This is a genomic window from Microbacterium sp., assembly GCF_035277845.1.
Lineage (GTDB): Bacteria > Actinomycetota > Actinomycetes > Actinomycetales > Microbacteriaceae > Microbacterium.
The window spans coordinates 1-19,579 of sequence record NZ_DATEJS010000338.1; the positions used below are offsets into that span (position 1 = coordinate 1).

The 19,579-nt window shown below is 66.9% G+C and carries 20 protein-coding genes and 2 pseudogenes; 12 read left to right on the plus strand and 10 right to left on the minus strand.

What is annotated here, in order from left to right:
* Positions 1-180: 180 nt before the first annotated feature.
* The 4 genes and pseudogenes from VJR25_RS16720 to VJR25_RS14790 all read left to right on the plus strand — a co-directional run bounded on the left by VJR25_RS16720 (position 181) and on the right by VJR25_RS14790 (position 2,639).
* The gene (locus tag VJR25_RS16720; RefSeq protein ID WP_414683797.1) at positions 181-723 is read left to right on the plus strand and encodes a nucleotidyltransferase domain-containing protein; all 543 of its coding nucleotides are present in this window, start codon (positions 181-183) and stop codon (positions 721-723) included.
* Between the two features lie 56 nt (positions 724-779).
* Positions 780-1,395 (plus strand): annotated as a pseudogene (locus VJR25_RS14780) (recombinase family protein).
* Positions 1,396-1,436: 41 nt separating this feature from the next.
* Entirely contained in the window at positions 1,437-1,925 is a 489-nt protein-coding gene (locus VJR25_RS14785; RefSeq protein WP_324116352.1) for a hypothetical protein, read from the plus strand.
* A gap of 294 nt (positions 1,926-2,219) precedes the next feature.
* Complete coding sequence (locus VJR25_RS14790; protein WP_324116412.1) at positions 2,220-2,639, plus strand: DUF1643 domain-containing protein; 420 nt, start codon at positions 2,220-2,222, stop codon at positions 2,637-2,639.
* 156 nt (positions 2,640-2,795) lie between these two features.
* On the opposite strand, the gene VJR25_RS14795 is transcribed toward VJR25_RS14790, so the two are convergent.
* Positions 2,796-2,927, minus strand: coding sequence for a hypothetical protein (locus tag VJR25_RS14795; protein ID WP_324116354.1), 132 nt, complete (start codon positions 2,925-2,927; stop codon positions 2,796-2,798).
* A 214-nt stretch (positions 2,928-3,141) separates the two neighbouring features.
* Positions 3,142-3,339: a hypothetical protein gene (locus tag VJR25_RS14800; protein WP_324116355.1), complete on the minus strand. Its 198-nt coding sequence runs from the start codon at positions 3,337-3,339 to the stop codon at positions 3,142-3,144.
* 378 nt (positions 3,340-3,717) lie between these two features.
* On the opposite strand from VJR25_RS14800, the gene VJR25_RS14805 reads away from it, so the two are divergent.
* Entirely contained in the window at positions 3,718-4,899 is a 1,182-nt protein-coding gene (locus VJR25_RS14805; protein ID WP_324116357.1) for a PQQ-binding-like beta-propeller repeat protein, read from the plus strand.
* On the opposite strand, the gene VJR25_RS14810 is transcribed toward VJR25_RS14805, so the two are convergent.
* From VJR25_RS14810 to VJR25_RS14825, 4 genes are all read right to left on the minus strand, one after another.
* Positions 4,868-5,911, minus strand: coding sequence for a hypothetical protein (locus VJR25_RS14810; RefSeq protein ID WP_324116359.1), 1,044 nt, complete (start codon positions 5,909-5,911; stop codon positions 4,868-4,870). The genes VJR25_RS14805 and VJR25_RS14810 overlap by 32 nt on opposite strands.
* Before the next feature lie 213 nt (positions 5,912-6,124).
* Positions 6,125-6,613 (minus strand): SRPBCC domain-containing protein, encoded by a 489-nt coding sequence (locus VJR25_RS14815; protein ID WP_324116361.1) that lies wholly within the window; start codon positions 6,611-6,613, stop codon positions 6,125-6,127.
* 61 nt (positions 6,614-6,674) lie between these two features.
* Complete coding sequence (locus tag VJR25_RS14820; RefSeq protein ID WP_324116363.1) at positions 6,675-7,112, minus strand: hypothetical protein; 438 nt, start codon at positions 7,110-7,112, stop codon at positions 6,675-6,677.
* Between the two features lie 212 nt (positions 7,113-7,324).
* The gene (locus VJR25_RS14825; protein WP_324116365.1) at positions 7,325-7,783 is read right to left on the minus strand and encodes a hypothetical protein; all 459 of its coding nucleotides are present in this window, start codon (positions 7,781-7,783) and stop codon (positions 7,325-7,327) included.
* Between the two features lie 224 nt (positions 7,784-8,007).
* On the opposite strand from VJR25_RS14825, the gene VJR25_RS14830 reads away from it, so the two are divergent.
* From VJR25_RS14830 to VJR25_RS14840, 3 genes are all read left to right on the plus strand, one after another.
* Complete coding sequence (locus VJR25_RS14830) at positions 8,008-10,068, plus strand: hypothetical protein (RefSeq protein WP_324116368.1); 2,061 nt, start codon at positions 8,008-8,010, stop codon at positions 10,066-10,068.
* Positions 10,069-10,572: 504 nt separating this feature from the next.
* A complete protein-coding gene (locus VJR25_RS14835; protein ID WP_324116369.1) occupies positions 10,573-11,271 on the plus strand; it encodes a hypothetical protein in 699 nt (232 codons plus the stop codon).
* Between the two features lie 67 nt (positions 11,272-11,338).
* On the plus strand, positions 11,339-11,815 hold the full coding sequence (locus VJR25_RS14840; RefSeq protein ID WP_324116370.1) for a tyrosine-protein phosphatase: 477 nt from the start codon (positions 11,339-11,341) through the stop codon (positions 11,813-11,815).
* Positions 11,816-11,974: 159 nt separating this feature from the next.
* On the opposite strand, the gene VJR25_RS14845 is transcribed toward VJR25_RS14840, so the two are convergent.
* The 3 genes from VJR25_RS14845 to VJR25_RS14855 all read right to left on the minus strand — a co-directional run bounded on the left by VJR25_RS14845 (position 11,975) and on the right by VJR25_RS14855 (position 14,262).
* Positions 11,975-12,892: an NADP-dependent oxidoreductase gene (locus VJR25_RS14845; protein WP_324116372.1), complete on the minus strand. Its 918-nt coding sequence runs from the start codon at positions 12,890-12,892 to the stop codon at positions 11,975-11,977.
* 599 nt (positions 12,893-13,491) lie between these two features.
* Positions 13,492-13,794, minus strand: coding sequence for a putative quinol monooxygenase (locus tag VJR25_RS14850; RefSeq protein ID WP_324116374.1), 303 nt, complete (start codon positions 13,792-13,794; stop codon positions 13,492-13,494).
* A 9-nt stretch (positions 13,795-13,803) separates the two neighbouring features.
* On the minus strand, positions 13,804-14,262 hold the full coding sequence (locus VJR25_RS14855; RefSeq protein WP_324116376.1) for a hypothetical protein: 459 nt from the start codon (positions 14,260-14,262) through the stop codon (positions 13,804-13,806).
* A 199-nt stretch (positions 14,263-14,461) separates the two neighbouring features.
* On the opposite strand from VJR25_RS14855, the pseudogene VJR25_RS14860 reads away from it, so the two are divergent.
* From VJR25_RS14860 to VJR25_RS14875, 4 genes and pseudogenes are all read left to right on the plus strand, one after another.
* Positions 14,462-14,602, plus strand: a pseudogene (locus tag VJR25_RS14860) (CopG family transcriptional regulator); the annotation flags it as partial.
* Positions 14,603-14,633: 31 nt separating this feature from the next.
* Positions 14,634-14,783: a toxin-antitoxin system toxin subunit gene (locus VJR25_RS14865; protein ID WP_324116378.1), complete on the plus strand. Its 150-nt coding sequence runs from the start codon at positions 14,634-14,636 to the stop codon at positions 14,781-14,783.
* A 333-nt stretch (positions 14,784-15,116) separates the two neighbouring features.
* Positions 15,117-15,956, plus strand: a complete 840-nt coding sequence (locus VJR25_RS14870) for a helix-turn-helix transcriptional regulator (RefSeq protein WP_324116380.1) — start codon at positions 15,117-15,119, stop codon at positions 15,954-15,956.
* Between the two features lie 118 nt (positions 15,957-16,074).
* Entirely contained in the window at positions 16,075-17,004 is a 930-nt protein-coding gene (locus VJR25_RS14875; protein WP_324116382.1) for an SDR family oxidoreductase, read from the plus strand.
* 64 nt (positions 17,005-17,068) lie between these two features.
* On the opposite strand, the gene VJR25_RS14880 is transcribed toward VJR25_RS14875, so the two are convergent.
* Positions 17,069-19,360, minus strand: a complete 2,292-nt coding sequence (locus VJR25_RS14880; RefSeq protein WP_324116384.1) for an alpha-L-arabinofuranosidase C-terminal domain-containing protein — start codon at positions 19,358-19,360, stop codon at positions 17,069-17,071.
* Positions 19,361-19,579 lie beyond the last annotated feature (219 nt).

Sequence of the window (19,579 nt, forward strand, 5' to 3'; positions counted from 1 at the left end):
CCTGCAACACGCTCAACACGATGCGGATCTTCTTCTCCGCCGGGATCACCGGGGGACGACTCATGATTCTCAGACCTTCCAGTAGGGGCGTTGCCTCAGCAACTAACAACCCCTGCCACTAAGTCTGACGCGCGACACTACGGGCCGTGGCTGCATCACACTCCCGCGGACGCGGCGGCGTTGCTTGGCGGGTACAAAGGTCGATGGTGGATTGCCGGCGGGTGGGCGATCGAGGCTTTCACGGGTGTCGCGCGTGAGCACAGCGACATTGACCCCAGCATCCCTCGGTCAGAGGCGCCCTGGCTGCGCGAGTATCTGCTCGGGCGTCTGGATGTGTGGGCCGCGGACAGCGGCACTCTGAGCCCCGTTGTCGAACCAGGTGCCATGATCGCGTCGACGTGCAGCAATCTTTGGCTGCGTCCCAGCGGTGCAGACCCTTGGGAGTACGACGTCGTACTGATGGACGTCGACGCTGAACGGTGGACGTACAAGCGCGACCCGAGGATCTCCCTCCCGCTGACCGAGATTCTGTGGCACCTCGATGGAATCCCGTCCCTACGCCCCGAGATCCAGCTCCTTCACAAGGCTCCTGGGCTGCGCCCCCAGGACCAGCAAGACTTTGAAAACAGCCAGCCTCTCCTTGACGACACAGCCAGGAGGTGGCTACGAACAGCACTAACGACTGCTCACCCAGGACACCCATGGCTCGCCGAGCTCACATAACCGTCACAAGGGATCCAACCGGTCCGCTGCGACGGCCTCGGGGTCACGCTGGGCCCATGGACGCAATTCAGATTGGCTACGCCCGGGTCTCGACTGCAGATCAAGACTTCACCGCTCAGCGCGACGGACTGCTGCGCTTGGGTGTTCTTGACGCGAACATCTACGTCGACCACGGAATGACCGGAGCAAGCCGTGCCCGCCCCGGCCTCCGGGAAGCTCTCGCCGCAGTGCGTAGCGGTGACACGCGCGTCGTCACGAAACTGGATCGGCTCGCCAAGTCTCTGTGCGACGCCCGTGAGATCGCCGACGACCTGACCGCGAAACACGTCGCGCTCAGCATCGGCGGCAGCAGGTACGACCCGACCGATCCCGTCGGGCCGACTACTGTTCAACGTTCTCGCGATGGTCGCGGAGTTCGAGCGGGACCTCATCAGCATGCGCACCCGCGAAGGGATGGCAGTCGCACGCGCGAAAGGCCGGCTGAAGGGTAAGCAGCCGAAGCTCTCGGGGCCGGGGCCGCAACGCAAACTGCTGTTCGAAACGCACGACCGAGGCGACTACACCCAGGCCGAACTCGTCGACCTGTTCAACGTCTCCCGGGCGACCGTGTACCGCGAGCTCCAGCACCGACGCCAGACATTCCTCGCCACCTGTGAGGCCCACATTTACTAGAAGACGCGAGGAACCGCAGATCGCCATGCAAGGATCTGACAGTGATCGCCGACGAGCCTGCGCCTAGGAGAAGACGTCGCCGCTGGCTGATGCCGGTGGCGATCGTTGCGGCCGTACTCGTTCTCGGAGCAGCGTCGTTCACCATCAATAGAGGAATCCGTGCCTCCGCCCTTCAGAGCGACATGCCCGCGGCGACGGCATCCGCCCCGCGCGTCATGAAGACCTACCTGGATGCGGCGAAGCGGCAGGACTGTGATCTCACAGCCGCACTCACCACGGCAACCGGCGATCCCGCGTGGTGCGGGTCACGAGGACCGATGGCGGGGTGGCTAGGCGAGGACCCGCAGCTGCGTTCGTACACGAATCTCAGCGCGCCGCAACGATATGTCTCTGGCAAGACGTGCTTCACTGCCGACATCGATCAGACTGGCGTGATGGGGGCGAGTCCAGGGGAGCTCCCGTTTGAGTTCTGTCTGATGCAGACGCAGCACGGCTGGCGCGTCGTGAGCGAAGAAGTCGACGCGGGGTGAGTAGTGCGGTCAGCATCAGCGCGCCGATGCTGACCGCAGACAACGCCCCTGTAGGCCACCTCACACTGCCGCGCGCTGGTTCCCGAGTCGGACGTCAACCCGCCTCGTTGCCTTCGAGGGTGCAAGCCATCCCGCACGTTGCCCGTCGCACGCATGGCCCCGTCATTCGAGCCTTGACCGTAAAGGGATCGTTGTAGCCGATGCGAACGGACGCATGTTGCACGGGCTATACCATCTGGTCGTGACTCACTTCGTTCTGCGACTGCAGACATCCGCGGCGACTACCGCTACAGCCTGACACGGGTCTGGGATGCGTCGCTGCCGACGATCACGTTCGTGCTTCTGAACCCGAGCACCGCCGACGCGGTTGATCTCGATCCAACGCTGCGGCGATGTGTGAACTTCTCCAAGCGCGATGGGTTCGGAAGCATGACGATCCTGAACCTATACGCGTACCGCACACCGAGCCCCGGGGTGATGCTCGCGGCGTCCGACCCGGTCGGTCCTTACAACGATCGCGTGCTGGCCAACGCCACCGGGACAGTGGTGGCCGGATGGGGGACTAACGCGAGCCCGGGGCGAGTTGCGCACTCCCTCAAGCTGCTGCCGCCACTCAAGGCTCTCAAGATCACGAAGAACGGCCACCCACAGCACCCGCTCTACGTCAAGGGCGATTCACCTCTCGTCGACTGGCCATCACGCAGCGCGCCCTAACGATCAACGCCGACGTCGAACGGATGACCCCCTCAACCGGGTAATGCCCGCATACAGATCGACGCGGTCGCTCTCTCGAGAGAATCGCGTCGACGTCGGCCAGCTCCGCGCGCATCAACTGGATCTCCTCTGGCGTGAATCGCCGCACCTGCATGTTCAGGATTGTGCAGGCCTGAATTTCGTCGAGGTCGAACGCTCGCCTAATTGCCGCATCGCTGCGGCGGTGTCTCCGTCGACGGCCGCGCACACGTCGAGCAGCTCGGCCTGGTGCTCGGCGGCGTGCAGCATCGCGAAGATGCTGCGTTGACGCACCAGTGCGTTTCCCGGTCGTGCATACCTTGACCGTTGCGCGCCGCTTCGCAGCGCGCCCCTCTCCGCAAGCGGGACGCGCGAGATGGCACCTCCTGCGGGCATTGCCTGTTTGCGGATCCGATCAGGCCACGGTGACCTCGGATCAGCAGGGGTGCGGGCGCGGATCGACATCACGCGCCCGCACCACTCGCTAGGCGAGTTCGGCTGAGAACCGACGCCGCGCAGCGTCGAACTCGAGCACACGCAGCTCGAGCGAGGCGCCCGGTTCGCCCGCGACGCCCTTCGCCAGCCCTGCCACGTTCGTGTACTCCACGAGAACACCGAACGGCAACACCTTGGTCACCGTCGCGGTGACAACATCACCGGCCGAGAGAGACATCCCGTCCATGCATCCACCCCCTTTCCCCGAATCGGGCGAAGGAGGACAGACGGATCACGGGGCAGCCGGGTCGCCCTTCCACTTCGTGCCGCGCAGCGCGTCCGGCACCATCCCGATCTTCACGCCCACACTCTAGCCCTGCCACGGTTCAGCCAAAGCCCGGTCCCGCACCATCCAAGCTCACCGCCCGGATCAGGGGTTGAGGAGGCTGGCGTGCCGGATCCCGATCGCCACGCCACCGGAGCGCGACCGGCCCACCGTCTCGGCGGCGGGTAGCGGGACGGTCCTCGTCGCGGGCGCGGTCGGCGGTGAGGGACCCGTCGCGCTGTAGGAACCCGCGCCGCGCGCACCTGGCTCGCTCACAGGTCGCCGTCGGACAATCCGGGCATGACGGCTCGACGAACGGTGCCTCTCGTGGTTGCGGCGGTGCTGCTCCTGACGGCCTGCACCGGACCGGCGGCGAACTCAGCGAAGTCCCCCGGCCTCCCGACGACCGCTCCACCGGCGAGCGCGACCAGCGCCGCATCCGCGACGCCGGCGCCGACCACGGCCACGCCGGGCAGCGCGTTCCCCGCCGCGGTCCCGGGCACCCCCGGGAAGCTGGCCCCCGGCTCGAACCCCGCCGTGCTGCCCGGGCCGATCGTCATCGCCGACCGCAACAACAACCGGCTCGTCGTCGTCAGCCCGCACGGCCAGGTGCTGTGGCAGTGGCCGCAGCCGGGGGACCTCGCGCCGGGGCAGACCTTCCGAGTGCCCGACGACGTCTTCGTCACCCCCGACGGCAAGGACGTCGTCGTGACGGAGGAGGACGTCTTCGCCATCACGGAGATCGACATCGCGACCAGGAAGATCGTCTGGCGGTACGGCCTTCCGGGCCACCACGGCTCCGGTCCCAACCGGCTGTGGAACCCGGACGACGCCCTCATGCTGCCCGACCGCAGCGTGGTGGCGGCCGACATCAAGAACTGCCGGCTCGTCGACCTGTCCTCGGCCTCGAGGTCACCGCTGTGGACGATGGGCACGATCGGCAGCTGCCACCACGCGCCGCCGACCTACTTCGGCAGCCCGAACGGCGTCTTCCCGCTGCCCGACGGGAACTTCCTGGTCACGGAGATCAACGGGGACTGGGTCGACGAGATCAACCGGCGCGGCCGCGTCCTGTGGGCGACGCACCCGCCGGCGGTCGCATACCCGTCCGACGCGCACCAGTACAAGCCAGGCAAGTACGTGGTTGCGGACTACTCCGACCCCGGCCAGGTGGTCATCTTCGATGCGTCGGGCAAGACGATCTGGCGTTGGAACCCGTCGTCGGGCCGCGGGCGCCTCACGTACCCGTCCCTGGCCGTCGGCCTGCCGAACGGCGACATCCTGCTCAACGACGACTCCAACCACCGCGTGATCGTCATCGACCCGAAGACCAACACGGTCGTGTGGCAGTACGGGCACACCGGTCGGCCGGGCCGCGGGACGGGCTACCTCAACCACCCGGACGGCCTGGACCCTCTGCCGCCGTTCTCACTGGCGGACACCGTCGGCCTCACGGCGCCGCCGAGGCGGGGCCGGTGGTGAGCCGCACCACCGTGTCCAGGGGGTGGGTCGAGCCGGCCGCGGACGTCTCGCCGCCGATGACGTAGGCAGCATCACCCAGCACGGCGACCGCCGTGTCGGACGCCGCGGACGGCAGGTGCCCGACGAGCGACGTGGCACCCGTGGCGGTGTCGAGGCGTTCGATGGCGTCCAGGCGCTTGCCGGCGCTCAGGCCGCCGACCACGAGCAGCGTCCCGTCGAGGACCGTGGCGGTCGCGTGCGACAGCGGCGCGGCCAGGTGTCCGACGACGCTCGCGGCGCCCGTCGCGAGGTCGACGCGCTGCACGGTGTCGACCTGGGCGCCGTCGCGCTCGCCGCCGACCACCCACAGCGCGCCGCCGACGAGGGCGGCCGCGGCGTACCGCACGCCCGTGACCAAGTGCGCCACGATGTGGAACGTCGTCCCGTTGGTCGTGGCGAGCACGTCGGTCAGCCCCGGGCCGGTCGCGTACCCACCGACGACGTACGCCGTGGTGCCGTCCGACGCCACGACGTGATCCGACCGCGGCGTCGGCAAGCGCCCGACGAGAGCGCCGGCGCCCCCCGCCACGGGCACCGACTGCACCCAGTCGGCCGACGCCTGGACGCCGCCGCCGAACACGAACACCGAGCCCCCGAGGACGGCGCCGCCGGCATCGTGCGTCGCGTGGGCGAGCCGGCCCGCGGCGGTGATCTTCGCGGCCGCGGGGTCGAGCCTCAGCACCTGGGCGCTCGTAGTACCGGCGACGAGCCCGCCGAGCATGAGCACGTGGCCGCCTGCCGCGACGGCGACGACTCGCGAGGCCGGTGCCGGCAGCCGCACAGGCAGCGTCGTCGCGGTCACATGGGTGACCGGATCCGACGGCGTGGGGGAGGCCGGCGAGTGGCCGGGGGAGCCGGCGGCGGTACCGGAGGTCGGTGGCGGCGGGGAAGAGTCGGACGGGTGGGGCGCCCTCGGGGGCGCGCTGCACGAGCCGAGCACCAGCACGGCGAGCAGGCTGACCAGGGCGCGCATACGCCGGCCCGTCGAGGGCCCGGGGACGCGTCGAGCTCGCATCGGGCCATTCTGAGGTACGACTCCATGCCCCGGCTGTGGGCTCGCGAACTGCGCGTCGACGAGTTATGGAGATGAGAGCCCCGGCCAAACGGACCGCCTACACGCAGTGGGAGCCTCAACGCCGGAACTCAGCGTGGCCCAGGCTCGTGGCATGAGCACGCGAGGGTGCCGTTAAGCTCGGATTCCTTCGCGATTGAGGGCGGCGACCAGGCCATTCAGTCTCAGGCGCGTGCCGCCGACGAGATGCTTCACGTCGTCCACCCCTCCCGGCGTGCTGAGTGTCACGAAGCTGTACTGCTCGGTCCAGTCCAGATGCGTCCCTGCGTCAGTGGGCGCGAAATCGATCGTGATCAGCGAAACCCACCGCAGAACTCCGGCGACGAGCGCCGCGCAGGAGGAGACAATGCGCTCGTTCGGGACGATGTCGAAGAATGTCGTGCGACTTTCAAGGTCCTCGCGGGTGTCCCCAGAGAGGAAGGTATTGGTCAATCGCTCCTGCCCACCGACGCGGAAGTCGAACTCGTGAGTGGCCGTGCTGGACGGTCCCGGCATCCGCACCCAGGTTCGGCGCAGCGACAGGTCGGCGAATAGCGGCCACACCCGCTCTGGGGGCGCCGCGAGATCGAGGTGGATCGCGAACGATCCGGTCAGGCTGGGCACTCGGCCATGTTATTCCGCCAGCCCAAGACCAACCGCAGAAGGATCCGCCCGCGGGCACGTGCTATCGAGCAGCGGCGGGGCGGCTCAGGCGGCCTGTTTCCCTGACCTGCTCCGCGGTGATGTGCTGTTCCTCGCACCACGCCGAGAAGGTTGCGAGGCTCTTGAACGAGGGTCCGCGGGTCACCGCGATACCGCGATCGGTGAGATCCGCGACGATCCGCGACGCGGTCTTCCGGGGCCGCGGCACCACCCGCCAGGCCAACACGGCCGGGACTGCGCAGAGCCCGTAAGCGACCACCGTGCTGAGAGGAGTCCGGCCCGCGAACCAGACCGTCGCAAGAACGGAGACTACGCAGCAAACGCCGACGACGTTGAGGGCGATGCTCCATGCACGGTCGCGGGTGACGATCGTCGCGTACTCGGGGCCGACAACCGGCACCCAGCGCCGCCAGTATCCGCGGGGCCACTGTTCATCGCCCCACATCGCCCCACTGCTCATGGTCCCGCTCCCGCCTTCGTGCCCAGTCCAGCACTGTTCCGACTTACTGAGTCCATCACCAATGCTATGTACCTCTGGCGTTCGCATTCGGTTGGCCCATACACCCGATGACCGCTCTTTAAGCGACCGAGGCGCATGTGTGTGCGGGCACATACCGCCAGGTATCCAGGATCCGCATGGAGCGCCGCTGCACCGTTGGCTGGGTCGTCCAGCTACCGGTACTGCACCGTCTGCGCGGCGAGGAGTGCACTGGATGTTGCGTCGTCCAAATCGACGCTGATCACCTCTACCCCGAGATCGATGAGTGCTTGCGTCAGCCACGCTGTCGGTCGTCGCAGGTAGGCTTCGACGCGTTCGTCAGCGACTGCCAGGATCAGGCGCTTCGCACCCACCTGTCTGCCAATCCAGGTCAGCTTGAGCGCGTCGGTCGCGAGCTTCTTGGGCTGCCCGCCGCGAAGGCCTCCTTGATGGGCGTACGCCTCGACGAGGACGCTGAGGTCTTCGGTCGCCCCATCCACCTCGACCCGCCCACCGTTGGCGGTTGGGATTGACACTTTGCCGAGCCTAGCCCCCAGCTTTGCGCTCAGGGCAGCGATGATGACGACCTCAGCATCGCGTTGCGCGAGGGAGTCCGAAGGGTGTGCTTCGTACATCGTCACGATGACGAGCATCCCACGTGCGGACGAATTTCACGCGAAACGAGCGAACGATCGAGCTCGTGTGCGAACTTTCCGACCGCTAGAATCGCTCAACGGCGGTCTCGGGCTGCCGCGTGATCTTGCCGCCATTCGCGGCGACGACGAGGAGATCCGTGCACCGATCCGCCCGCATCCGATTCGCCCTCGCACTCTCTGTCGCCATCCTCGTGACGACATCAGTGCTCAGTAGCGACCCCGTGTTCGCCGTCGACTCGACAGGCAGTCCGGTTACGGCGCAGACGACGACCGGATCGGTGCCGGTCATCATCGGCGATCCAACCGTGGAAAGCGAACTCACTGTTGACCCGGGCACATGGCCGGACGGAACCAGTTTCAGCTACCAGTGGTACCAGGACGGCGTCGCGCGCGTGGGTGCGACAGCCCCCATCTACTATGTGAGCTCGTGGGACGGGGGCGCCCGGATCAGCGTCGCGGTGACCGGCGTGAGTCCGGACGGCTCGTCCGAGACTCGCGAGTCGGCGCCGACCCTGGGTGTCATCTATGGCTGGGCGCTCGTTAACGGCGACCCGCGCGTCGGCTCGACGCTCACGGTGGACCCGGGGGACTGGGAGCCGGCAACGACGACCCTGACCTATCAGTGGACTGCCGACGGAACTCCCATCCCCGGCGCGACCGGCACCTCATTGGCGCTCACCCCTGACCTCGAAAGCAAACTCGTCGGCGTCGTCGTCACCGGTGCGCAGGATGGCTTCTTCACCAGAACGCAGGTCGTCAATAAGTCTCGGGTCATGCTCGTCGGGAAGCCGAGGATCAGCGGCACACCCGACGTCGGTCAGGCGTTGACGGTGGATCCCGGAACGTGGTCTGCGGGGGTGAACCTGAAGATCACCTGGTCCGGGTGGGGTGGCAACTTCGGATACGGACCGATCGTATTCGTGACCCCTCAGCAGGCGGGGCATCCCATCAAGGTGACCGTGACCGGCATCGGGGACGGGATGACCACCGAATCCGCGTCGACGACGACGGATGATCCCCTTCTCGACGGTTCTGCCGCCGTCGGCGTGCCACTGACCATAGAACCCGGGCACTGGGCGGCGGGCACGGCGCTCTCCTACCGGTGGTTCGCCGACGGCGTCGCGATCGACGCAGCCGACCAGGCACAATTCACACCTACATCCGCCCAGGTGAACCAGCACATCACCGCGACGGTGACCGGCGTGCTGCCCGGCGGAAGCGCGCAGACGCGCATGACCGTCCCGTCTTCACCGGTGATGAACACCTCCGTCCCCACGATCACCGGCAACATGGCGGTGGGTTCGACGTTGACCGTCCACCCCGGAAGTTGGCCCGTCGGCGCGCAGCTGACCTACCAATGGATCGTCGACGGGATGCGCTACTACGGTGCGACCGGCTCCACCTTCGTCGTGCCCTCCGGGTTCCCCGATCGGCGGATGGCAGTCGAGGTGACTGCGAGCAGTCCGGGGTACGACACCGTCTCGCGTTCGTCCGCCCCGACGGCCCCGATCTTGGTTCCCGGATTGGTGTCGCTGTACGGAGACTTCGAGCTCTACCACTGGATCGGCGTCGATGTCGCGTACTGGCGCACCGGAACGGCGTCCGCCTACCAATGGCTGCGAAACGGCGTCGCGATCCCTGGCGCCACGAAGTCGGTCTACTGGGAGACGGCCGTCGATGAAGGTAAAACCCTGTCAGCCCGAGTGGTACTCAAGGTTCCCGAGTACGGGACGATCACCCGGACTCTCGCGTCCCTCGGCCGGATCACGTCGGCACCGTTGCCGTCCTTCACCGGGGCGGCCGCAGTCGGATCGACTCTGCACGCGGCGCCCGGCACGTGGAAGAAGGGCACCTCACTGCGCTATCAGTGGTATGAGGATGAGTTCGTCATCCTCGGTGCCACCGGCACCTCATACACGCTGCGTGCGGCACAGACAGGAAAGCGGATCTCCGTCGCCGTCACCGGTCGGACCCCCGGCTATGCGACGGTGACCAACTTCTCGTTCGCCAGTGCTCGGGTGGCCACGGCATCCACACCGACCGTCAGCGGAACGCCCAAGGTCGCCGCGAAGCTCGTTGCGAAGCCCGGCGCCTGGACGAGCGGGACGACGTTCTCCTACCTGTGGTACGCGAACGGCAAGGCGATCAGCAGGGCCACCAAATCGGTCTTCGTGCCGACGTGGACACAATGGGGCAAGAAGATCACAGTGAGGGTAACCGGCCACAAGTGGGGCTACGCGACAGTGTCCAGGACATCGAAGTCGACCGCTGCTGTGTGGTGAAACCCCACCTCCTAGTCGCGGGCACATCCGGGAGGCGTGTGCACGAGCGAAGCGGTGCCGTAGGGTCGCCGCATGGTCCCCCCCCCGCGACGCGGATAAGGTTCGTGCTGAGATCCAAAACGCATTGGCGCGATTCCGCGTCTGGGCGGTCGACTTCGTCCCGGGATGCGGCGACCGCGAGTGGACCGCTTGGCTGTTCGTGGAAACCGACTCGCTCCAAGAGCCGGCTCGACCGCGAGTTTGGTGGCAGCCGCTCTAATGCGACGCGCTAATTTTCGGCGAGGATTCTGTATACGACAATCGGAAACCATGAGCGGTCGTTGCGATCAGTGCCGTGCGCGCCTGCGTGGAGAAGGCAACACGACGTCCACGCGCGTTCTGTGCAATGACTGCAATGCACGGTTCGCCGGCCTCGCCGCCCATGCACGGTTTCCTATGCTTCCCGCGGTTTTATCCCAACGGGAGGGCATTGCGGTGGCGGTGGAGATCCGGGACGCTCGAGACATGCGAATCGCCGGTGTGGTGCCTGAGGACGCTCCGGACCCTCGCGTGGAATCCGGCCGGCGACTGGTCGGCCTTACGTTTCCGCTGATGGGTCTGGCCCCTCAACCGACGATCGAGGATCTCGACATGCCGGCGATCACGGAGGCGATCGACGGCGCCGGTCGTTCGCAGTTCGCGGTGAGCTTCACGTACAGGCTCTGGCGGAACCCCGACGATCGTGGCGACCCCGCGAATCTGATGGACCTCGATCCGGAGGAGCAGGCCGCCATCGATACTGTTCCGCCCTGGCCGCGCCCATCCTGGTTGGTCGAGTTCCTTGAGATCCTGCGCTACCCCCGGTTATGGGAAGCCGTGCGCACCACTTGGAGCAGAGACCCTTCGGACTACACAACGCTCGACCGGCAACTTGTCGATCACACCAACAACATCCTCATGAACCACTTCCGCGAGGAACTGGGGCTCAGCCCCGGACCCACCGGGGATGGCTCGTGGCGGGTCAGTCCGTCGTCGGTCAACGCTGCGGCAACACTCGAGGTCGACGGCGAAGAGATACCGGCCGTCGAGATCGACACCGACCCCTTCGTGTACGCGGTCGGCGTCCAACTCCAACCAGACCTCGTCACGACCGTTGTCCTCGCACGGGAGAACCTTCCGTACGTGCGCTTGGCACTCCACACCCGGACGCCCGCCACGACATGACATTGACCGTGAGTGGACCGGCCACCGGGCGGGGGACCTCCATTGCGCGACTGATAACCTCTCCGCGATGCGGAATCTAGACTGGGACGGGCTGCCAAACGTCCGTGATCTCGGTGGGCTGCCGACCCGGCTGTCTCCGACGGGCACAACAGTCAGGGGACGCGTTGCGCGCGGACCGCGCCGGGAGCTTCTCACTTCAGCGGGCTGGCTCTCTGCGGCTCGGTGGGGGTTGCGCTCGGTCGTGGACCTGCGCAGCGCGGACGAGACCGGGCCGCGGGACTCTGATCCGGCAGCGTCGCCCCCATCGGACCTGAGGATCACTCTGGCACCGACGGAAGACCAAATGCATCCCGAGTTCCGCGCCGTGTGCCTGCCGATTCTCGACTCGCCGGAATACTGGCAGCACAACGTGCGCATCCTTCCTGACCTTGTTCGTAAGACGCTCGAGGCGATCGCAGCATCCGTACCGGGGGTGTTCGTCCATTGCGCCGCCGGTCGCGACCGAACCGGCATGATCAGCGCCCTGCTGCTCTTGGCACGGTGACGCCGCACGTGCGGACGTTCGTGACGGACCCTGGCGCCGTGCTGGATGCGCTCGATGTCAGCGCACAAACCCGCAATACATTGCGTGAACTGCTGACCGCGTAGCCGCAGTTGCTCTATCTCTGTCGCCGAGACTTGGCGGCTGTCCACAGAGGGATCGTCAGAGTCGGACGCGGACGACGGTCTTGCCTGTATGGCGCGTGTTCGCGGTCAGCGTCGCGACGGCATCGTCCAAGGACGCGACCGTGCCGATGGGGGAGCGCAGGCGTCCGTCACGCACGCGCTCCACGATCTGGGTGAGCTGGGCCGGGATGGATTCGACAACGAAGTCGATGGCGAGACCGTCGACCGGTCGCGCTTCCACAGGACCGACGATCGACACGAGCGTGCCGCCGGGCCGGATGATGCGCGCCGACCGTCGCTGGACTTCACCGCCGATGACGTCGAAGACGAGGTCCACCCCACCGATGTCTTCGATGCTCTCGCTGTCGAGGTCGAGGAATTCGTTCGCGCCGAGGTCGAGCACCGTCTGCCGGCTGTTCGCTCGTCCGGTGCCGATCACGTAAGCGCCGCTCTCGCGTGCCAATTGCGTGACGATCGATCCGACCGCACCGGCCGCGCCATGCGCGACCACTGTCTGCCCCGGCTGCAGACGCCCGTGCTGAAACAGCCCCTGCCATGCCGTCAGACCCGAGATAGGCAGGCTCGCCCCCACTGTGAACTCGACATCACCCGGAAGCGGTGCCAGGTTTCGAGCCTCCACCGCCGTGAGCTCAGCAAGGGTACCGTCGCGGTGCCAATCGGCGATCCCGAACACCCGCTGCCCCAGCGACAGACCTGTCGTGCCATAGCCGAGACCGGCGACCACCCCCGTGAACTCGTGGCCGATGACCGGCCGTGCCCGCTCGTGACCTGAGCGATCGATCCACGTCGAGGACCACTGCCACTCCGCTGGAACGAAACCCGACGCGTGGACTTCCACCAGAACGTCATTGATGACCGGCACCGGCTCCGGCACATCAACCAGAGTGATGCCACCCGAATCCGCCAAGCGATCCGCGGCCACGACTGCCTTCATGAGGTACCTCCCGAAGTTCGCACCACACAATTCTGTCCCCTGAGAGCCGCGCGGGTTCCGCGCAGAGGCTCCACCCATTCACCCGATGCCCGGTCTTCCGGTCCGCGTATGTAGCGCGGTCCAAGCCGCTCCGGCTCAGCCTGCCCGCGAACACCACCCGCTCGCGAACCGTCGAGAGTCGGGCCGCAGCGGACGCAACATGGTGTGCGCCACGGCCCTCCTTCGGCCGGCCGATCAGGGATTGAGGCGGCTAGCGTGCCGGATCCCGATCGCCACGCCACCAGAGCGCGACCCAGAGACCGCATCGGCGGCATATCCTCGCTCGCCCTGCCTCGAGCTCGTGAACCTTTGCCCGCGGCAGGTCGCGGCCACAGCAGGAGCAGACCACCAGGTCAGTGTTCACGGGACCCGGTCGCCTCCACCAACTGGTCGCCCGCACGCTCCCAAGTCGGGCAGTCGTCGATGGCGAGCACCTCGGTCTTCATGCCCCCATTGTCCGCCCGATTCACCGCAGAGGTCGGTGCTGGTATCTGCGGCGCGCTCATCCGCCCTTCAGCCGGCACCGCGCGAATAGGGACCCGCCTCGGATGCAGTGCGGATCAGTCGCGTAGCGGCGAGCCTGCCACCTCGAAGTGGAATCCGCCGAAGGCGCCGGACAGCAGCGGGCGTGCTTCAGCGATGGCTTCCGTGACCTCCGGGAGTGCAAGCGATGCCTTATGGGCAGCGGCGTCTTTCCAGAGCTCGACGACGAACACCGTGTCGGGCTCGGCATCGTTGGTGCCGACCTCGTATGCCAGGCAGCCGACTTCAGAAAGAACGCTGCTCCTTCGTGTCAGATGAGCGACGAGCTCGTCACGCTTTCCCGGGGCCGCGCCGAGGGTACCAACGTTCGCAAAAACCATGCGACGAATCTACAGACGGCGCCCGATACGCCACCGGCGACGACGCGGTCGCCCGTCACGTCTTTCGGATGCGGCCATCAGGCGACTGTGTTCCTTGGGATCGCTCGACCGCCAACCGTATGGGACGACGATCACATAACTCTCGCCGTGCACGAGTTCTCTCGCGCGGCTGGCGTTCAGGCCACCGGTCAGGATCTCCTCGTCCATCCAGATCAGGAACTGCTGCAACCAGTCGTCCGCACTCTCGGGTTCCCGATACAACCATGGCTGCGCGGCATCGGACGACGGCAATGCGATGACGATCCGCGCGCGTTGGCCATCTCGTTGCTCGACAGCCATATCGACCGTGTCGGCACCGATACGAACGTCCGCGAATCGATAGTCGGTATCGAGCGGATGCTGTGGCTCACCACGTTGCCAACCGCGCTGCTCCTGGAGTTTCGCGATCACTTCGGCGTCGGAGACCATGTTCGATAGTGGCACGGGAGAGGGCCCATTCGATGTCCAACTCGTTACCGTAGCGTGCTGCTCAGACACGATCAGTCGCGCCCTGCGGCCTGCCGCCGAGGTGGCGTTGCCAGTCCAGATCAAAGTGGCCAGTGTCGTCGTGTCAGCATGGACGACTTGGAAGTGACGCTTCTAACTCCAAATTCGTAGCGATGAATTCATGAGCGCGGGCGAGACCATCAACGGCGTGCCGGTCACTGACGAACAGATTGCTGCGTGGGCGGCCGAGGCCGAGGCTGGCTATGTCGTCGAGGCGCTGAAGAAGCGTGGGCGCGGCCGACCCGGTCGAGGTGCGGAGCCGCCGACCTGGGCTGTCTGGATCGAGGACCTCGATGACGACTCGCCTGCGCGTCAGCTTCGGCTCGCGGTTCGACACGCAAGGGCGGTTGTTGGAGACCGTGGTGCCGGTCTTCGACAGCGGCAACGAACTCGTCATCCATGCGATGAAAGCACGCCCGCAGATGCTCGACCTGCTGCCGTAGAGGCCGCCAGAGGTCGGAAGAATTCTGGAAGAGCTGCGTTGAAGCGAGTGCCGCTGAGGCCATCCGAACACCACTCAAGTCGCCCTGAACAGCCCCGTAAACCCGCATGAAATCAAGGGATTTCGCCCCAAACGCTCGTCAGCGAATCAGCCGATTCCATCGTTCAAATCCCTCCGTCTCCGCCGCATTTCTTCTGCCAGGCTTCGGCGCACACCGCGAAGACGAACGGGGCCATTGCCTCAGGGGTGGATCGATGGAACGTGGCTGCGGTCTCCGAAGCTCGCTATACCTGGTGGGAAGCGCTACAGCGATGGCACGGCGAGGGGACAACTCGTGATCGACAGACGCGGTCTCGCGGACTTTCTCCGAGCTCGCCGCGAGGCTCTCCAGCCGGAGGATGTCGGGCTGCCCCGTGGACCGCGACGCCGCGCGATCGGCCTGCGACGTGAGGAGGTGGCCGCGCTCTCGCACATGTCCACCGATTACTACTCGCGCCTCGAGCGAGGCAACGGGCCCCAGCCCTCGGAGCCGATGATCGCCGCGATCGCGCAGGGTCTGCACTTGTCGCTCGGCGAACGAGATCATGTCTACCGACTCGCCGGCTACAACGCCCCTGCACGCGGGGCCGCGAGCGAGTTCGTGAGTCCTGGTCTGCTGCGCGTGTTCGATCGCCTTCAGGACACCCCGGCCGAGATCATCAGCGAGCTCGGGGAGACCCTGCGGCAGACGCCGCTGTCGGTCGCACTGGTGGGTGATCTGACATCACTGACAGGCGCGGATCGAAGCATCGGGTACCGGTGGTTCTGCGACCCGGCGGCGCGTGCGGTGTATCCGCGTGAGGAACAGGAGAATCTCGCTCGCGTGTACGCCTCCGGCCTTCGCGAAGTGCTGGCGATTCGGGGCCCCGGCTCGCGGGCGGCCGCGCTCTGCGACCGCCTCCTCGAGGCAAGTGAGGAGTTCGGTCGCGTGTGGGCGCTCAACGAGGTCGGGCTTCGGCCACCGGAGCGCAAGCGCTTCATGCATCCGGAAGTCGGCGAATTGGAGCTGACCTGCCAGACGCTCCTCGACCCGGATCAGTCGCATCGGCTGCTCGTCTACACAGCCACGCCGGGCAGCGAGAGCCACGACAAACTGCACCTGCTCTCCGTGATCGGCGCTCAGTCGTTCAGCTGACGTCGGCGCCCAAGGGTGGTCTGGCGATCAGCGGCTCAACCGGCACTGAACGGGCGTCGGGTCGTGGACGAGCATGGTCCCAGCGCACCTGAACGCCCACATCGAAAGGACACCGACAATGTCTCGCAATCCGGACATCCCCTTGCCGACGCTTCGCGGAAAGCTCGCCGTCGTCACCGGAGCAAGCGACGGGATCGGTCGGGTGATCGCGCAACGACTCGCTGAAGCCGGCGCCGACGTCGTCATGCCGGTGCGCACCCTCGAGAAGGGCGAACGGGCCGCGCAGCAGATCCGGGCATCCGCCGCGGGCGCGTCGGTCTCGGTCCGCACTCTCGATCTCGCTTCTCAAGACTCGGTTGCCGCTCTCGTCGACACGCTCCTCACCGAGGGGCGACCCATCGACCTGCTGATCAACAATGCAGGCGTGATGACACCGCCCGAGCGGCAGATCACGCGTGACGGTTTCGAACTGCAGTTCGGCACGAACCACCTGGGTCACTTCGCACTCACGCTCGGCCTGCTTCCCCTGATCCGCGCCGCCAGCGGACGCGTCACCCATCAGACGAGCATCGCGGCGCGACGCGGCGGCATCCACTGGGAGGACCTCAACTGGGAGAAGTCGTATGACGGTGGGAGCGCATATGCGCAGTCGAAGATCGCGGTCGCCCTGTTCGCCCGCGAACTCGATGCCCGCAGTCGCGAAGAGGAGTGGGGCATCAGCAGCAACCTGGCGCACCCGGGAGTCTCTCCGACGAACCTCCTCGCCGCCCAGCCCGGCCTCGGACGCGAGCGCGAACTCTTCGGACGCCGCGTCATCCGAATGCTCTCCCGCATCGGCGTGACCGGGACCGCACAGAGTGCTGCCCAGCCCGCGCTGATGGCCGCGGTGGATCCGCGCGCTCGCGGCGACCAGTTCTACGGACCGCGTCGAGTCCTCGCCGGAGCGCCCGCGTTGCAGGAACCATGGGCGCCGATGACCGACATGGCGGCGGCGCGGAGACTATGGGACGAATCCGTCCGGATGCTCGGCTCCCGGCTCCAGAGCTGACCTGGCCCCTCCGCGCGGTTCGCGTGGAATCAACCCGCTCAAATCGGAACACCGGTTCCGCGGGTCAGACGTCGGCGACGGTGAAGGAGAACGCCGGCACAGTGAGCTCGCTGCCCGCGACCTCGACCGGCTGCGGCTGGCAGGGAGCCGGTTCGAACGCGTCGCCGGCATCCCACTCGCCGCTGAGCGTCACCGCGCCCGTGAGATCGGCGCGGCGGCCCGACGCATTGACGATCGCGACCTTCCGCGGCGCATCGGTCGCGTTGACGATCCGCACCGTCGTGCGCGGCGTGGCCGAGTCCGCGACGACGGAAACCGAGAACCGGTTCTCCGCCAGGCCGGCATCCCGGAAGTGCTGGACGACCTCGCCGTCGAGGCGGTACTCGATGTCGTGCCCGCGGTCGGACACCCGGATCTCGATCTCGTACGGGCGCCCGATTTCCGTCCGGAACGGCCGGGGTTCGAGCAGCTCGTCGCGGAAGCCGTCCCAGGAGACGAAGGCGGTGAGCGACCGGTTCCGCCAGGAGCCGAAGTTCCACTCGAAGCTGTCCCCGCTGCCGAGCGCACCGAACTGGACGGCGAAGTTGCCCTCGGCATCCCCGGACAGCACAGTCGCGGTGGCGCGGATCGTGTACTCGTCGGCGGAGGTGCTCGTCGGCGTCTCGAAGCGACCGTCGGGGGAGAGGATCACATCATCCACCTGGTGGTCGTCCAAGGCGACGTTCTCGAATCGGACGTCGAGGCCTGAGCTCTGGAACGCCAGCCGCGCCGTTCCCTGGGCAGGGCGCGTGTAACCGGGAGGGCTGTCGACCTCCACCTGCACCGAGGCGGTTCCGGCGGTGCGGGCGAACAGCTGCTGGACGAAGTAGTTGAGGCTCGGGAGCACGCGCTCGTTGTCGAAGTAGATCAGGTCGGGGACCCATTGGGTGTGCCCCTTCTTGGCGAGCAGCGGCGCGTAGGAGGCGAGTCGCACGACGTCTCCGTTGCGCTCCAACCCGGTCATGAAGGCGGCCTCGGCCAGCGCGTTGAGCAGCCGGTTGCCCCAGGATCCGTATTCGCCGACGTAGACGTGGGGGCCGGATCGGTCATACGAGTCGTAACGGCCGGTGTTCTCGAAGAACCATTTCGGCGACTTGTACATGTGCTCGTCGACGACGTCGACGCCGAGTTCCCGCGCGAACTCCCAACCGTTGTCGTAGTCGCTTCCGAACGGCGAGGGCCCGGCGGTGCCGACGACCTCGATCTCGGGGTGGGCCTCGCGCACGCGACGGAAGATGGCTTCGAATCGGTTCCGGAAGGTGGCGTCGATCTTGTCCTCGTTGCCGAGGCCCAGGTACCTCAGCCCGAACGGCGCGGGATGCCCGAGTTCCGCCCGGCGGGACCCCCACGGCGTGTCGAGCCCGCCGTTCGCGAACTCGACCAGATCGAGCACGTCCTGGATGTACGCGTCGAGCTGATCGAGGGGCACTGCGTCCGGGCCGCCGACCAGGTTCTGACAGCAGACCCCGGCGGCGAGGATCGGCAGCGGGGTGGCGCCGATCTGCTCGCAGAACAGGAAGTACTCGAAGTAGCCGAGACCCATGGACTGGTGGTAGCCCCACAGGTTGAAGTCCTGGTGTCGCTCGTGCGGGTCGCCGATCGTGCCCTTCCACCGGTAGAGGTTGTCCAACCCGAGACCATGGGCGACGCACCCGCCGGGGAAGCGCGCGAACCGGGGGCGGATGTCGGCGATCGCCTGGGCGAGGTCCGAACGGAGACCGTTCGGGGTGCGCCGGAACGTGTCGACGGGCATCACGGAGGCGTAGCCGACATCCACCGTCTCGCCGTTCGCCACCTCGAGACGGAACGCTGCATCGGCCGCGGACGCCGGCCCGGTCATCCGGGTGCGGTAACGCGTCCACTGCGGCTGGTCCACGACCAACGAGCACTGGGTGGCGCCGCCGGTCGTCTCGAGCGACAGCGTGAGCCGTGCGCTTGCGCCCTCGCCGGTGCGGGCGAAGACGGTCACGTCATAGTCGCCGCCCGCTTCGATGAGGATGCCGTCGAAGCCGTCGTTGGCGATCCACGCCGGACCGTGATCGCCGAAGAGCCTGACGTAGTTCGGTGAGCGATCCGACAACGGCGTCGTGTGGTGGATCTCCACCCGGCCGTGCCGCCGCCACGCGGTGAGCGGACCCCAGCCGTGGTGATCGGCATGCGAGTAGGCGAACGAGCGGTTCTGGACGAGCTCGGCGTAGAGCCCTCCATCCGCGGCATGGTTGATGTCCTCGAAGAAGACCCCCCAGAGGTCAGGGCTGATCGCCCGCGCGGGCAGGTCGTCGCGGATGGTGAGCGTCGTCACCGGTGTGCTCGTCACAGGGCCTCCTCGACCGGACTCGACGCGGCTTCGGAGACTCCTCTGGCGTTCCGCCGCTCTGTGTGTAACGATACAGGACAACAGTGCTCGAACCGCAAGCCGTTCGAGCCCAAACGTCCCCAACGCCGAGGATCACCGGAGAACCCGCTTGTTCAGCACCACGCCCACATCCGTCACCTGGCGCAGCGGTGGCGAGACCGTCCGGGTAGACGCCTGGGG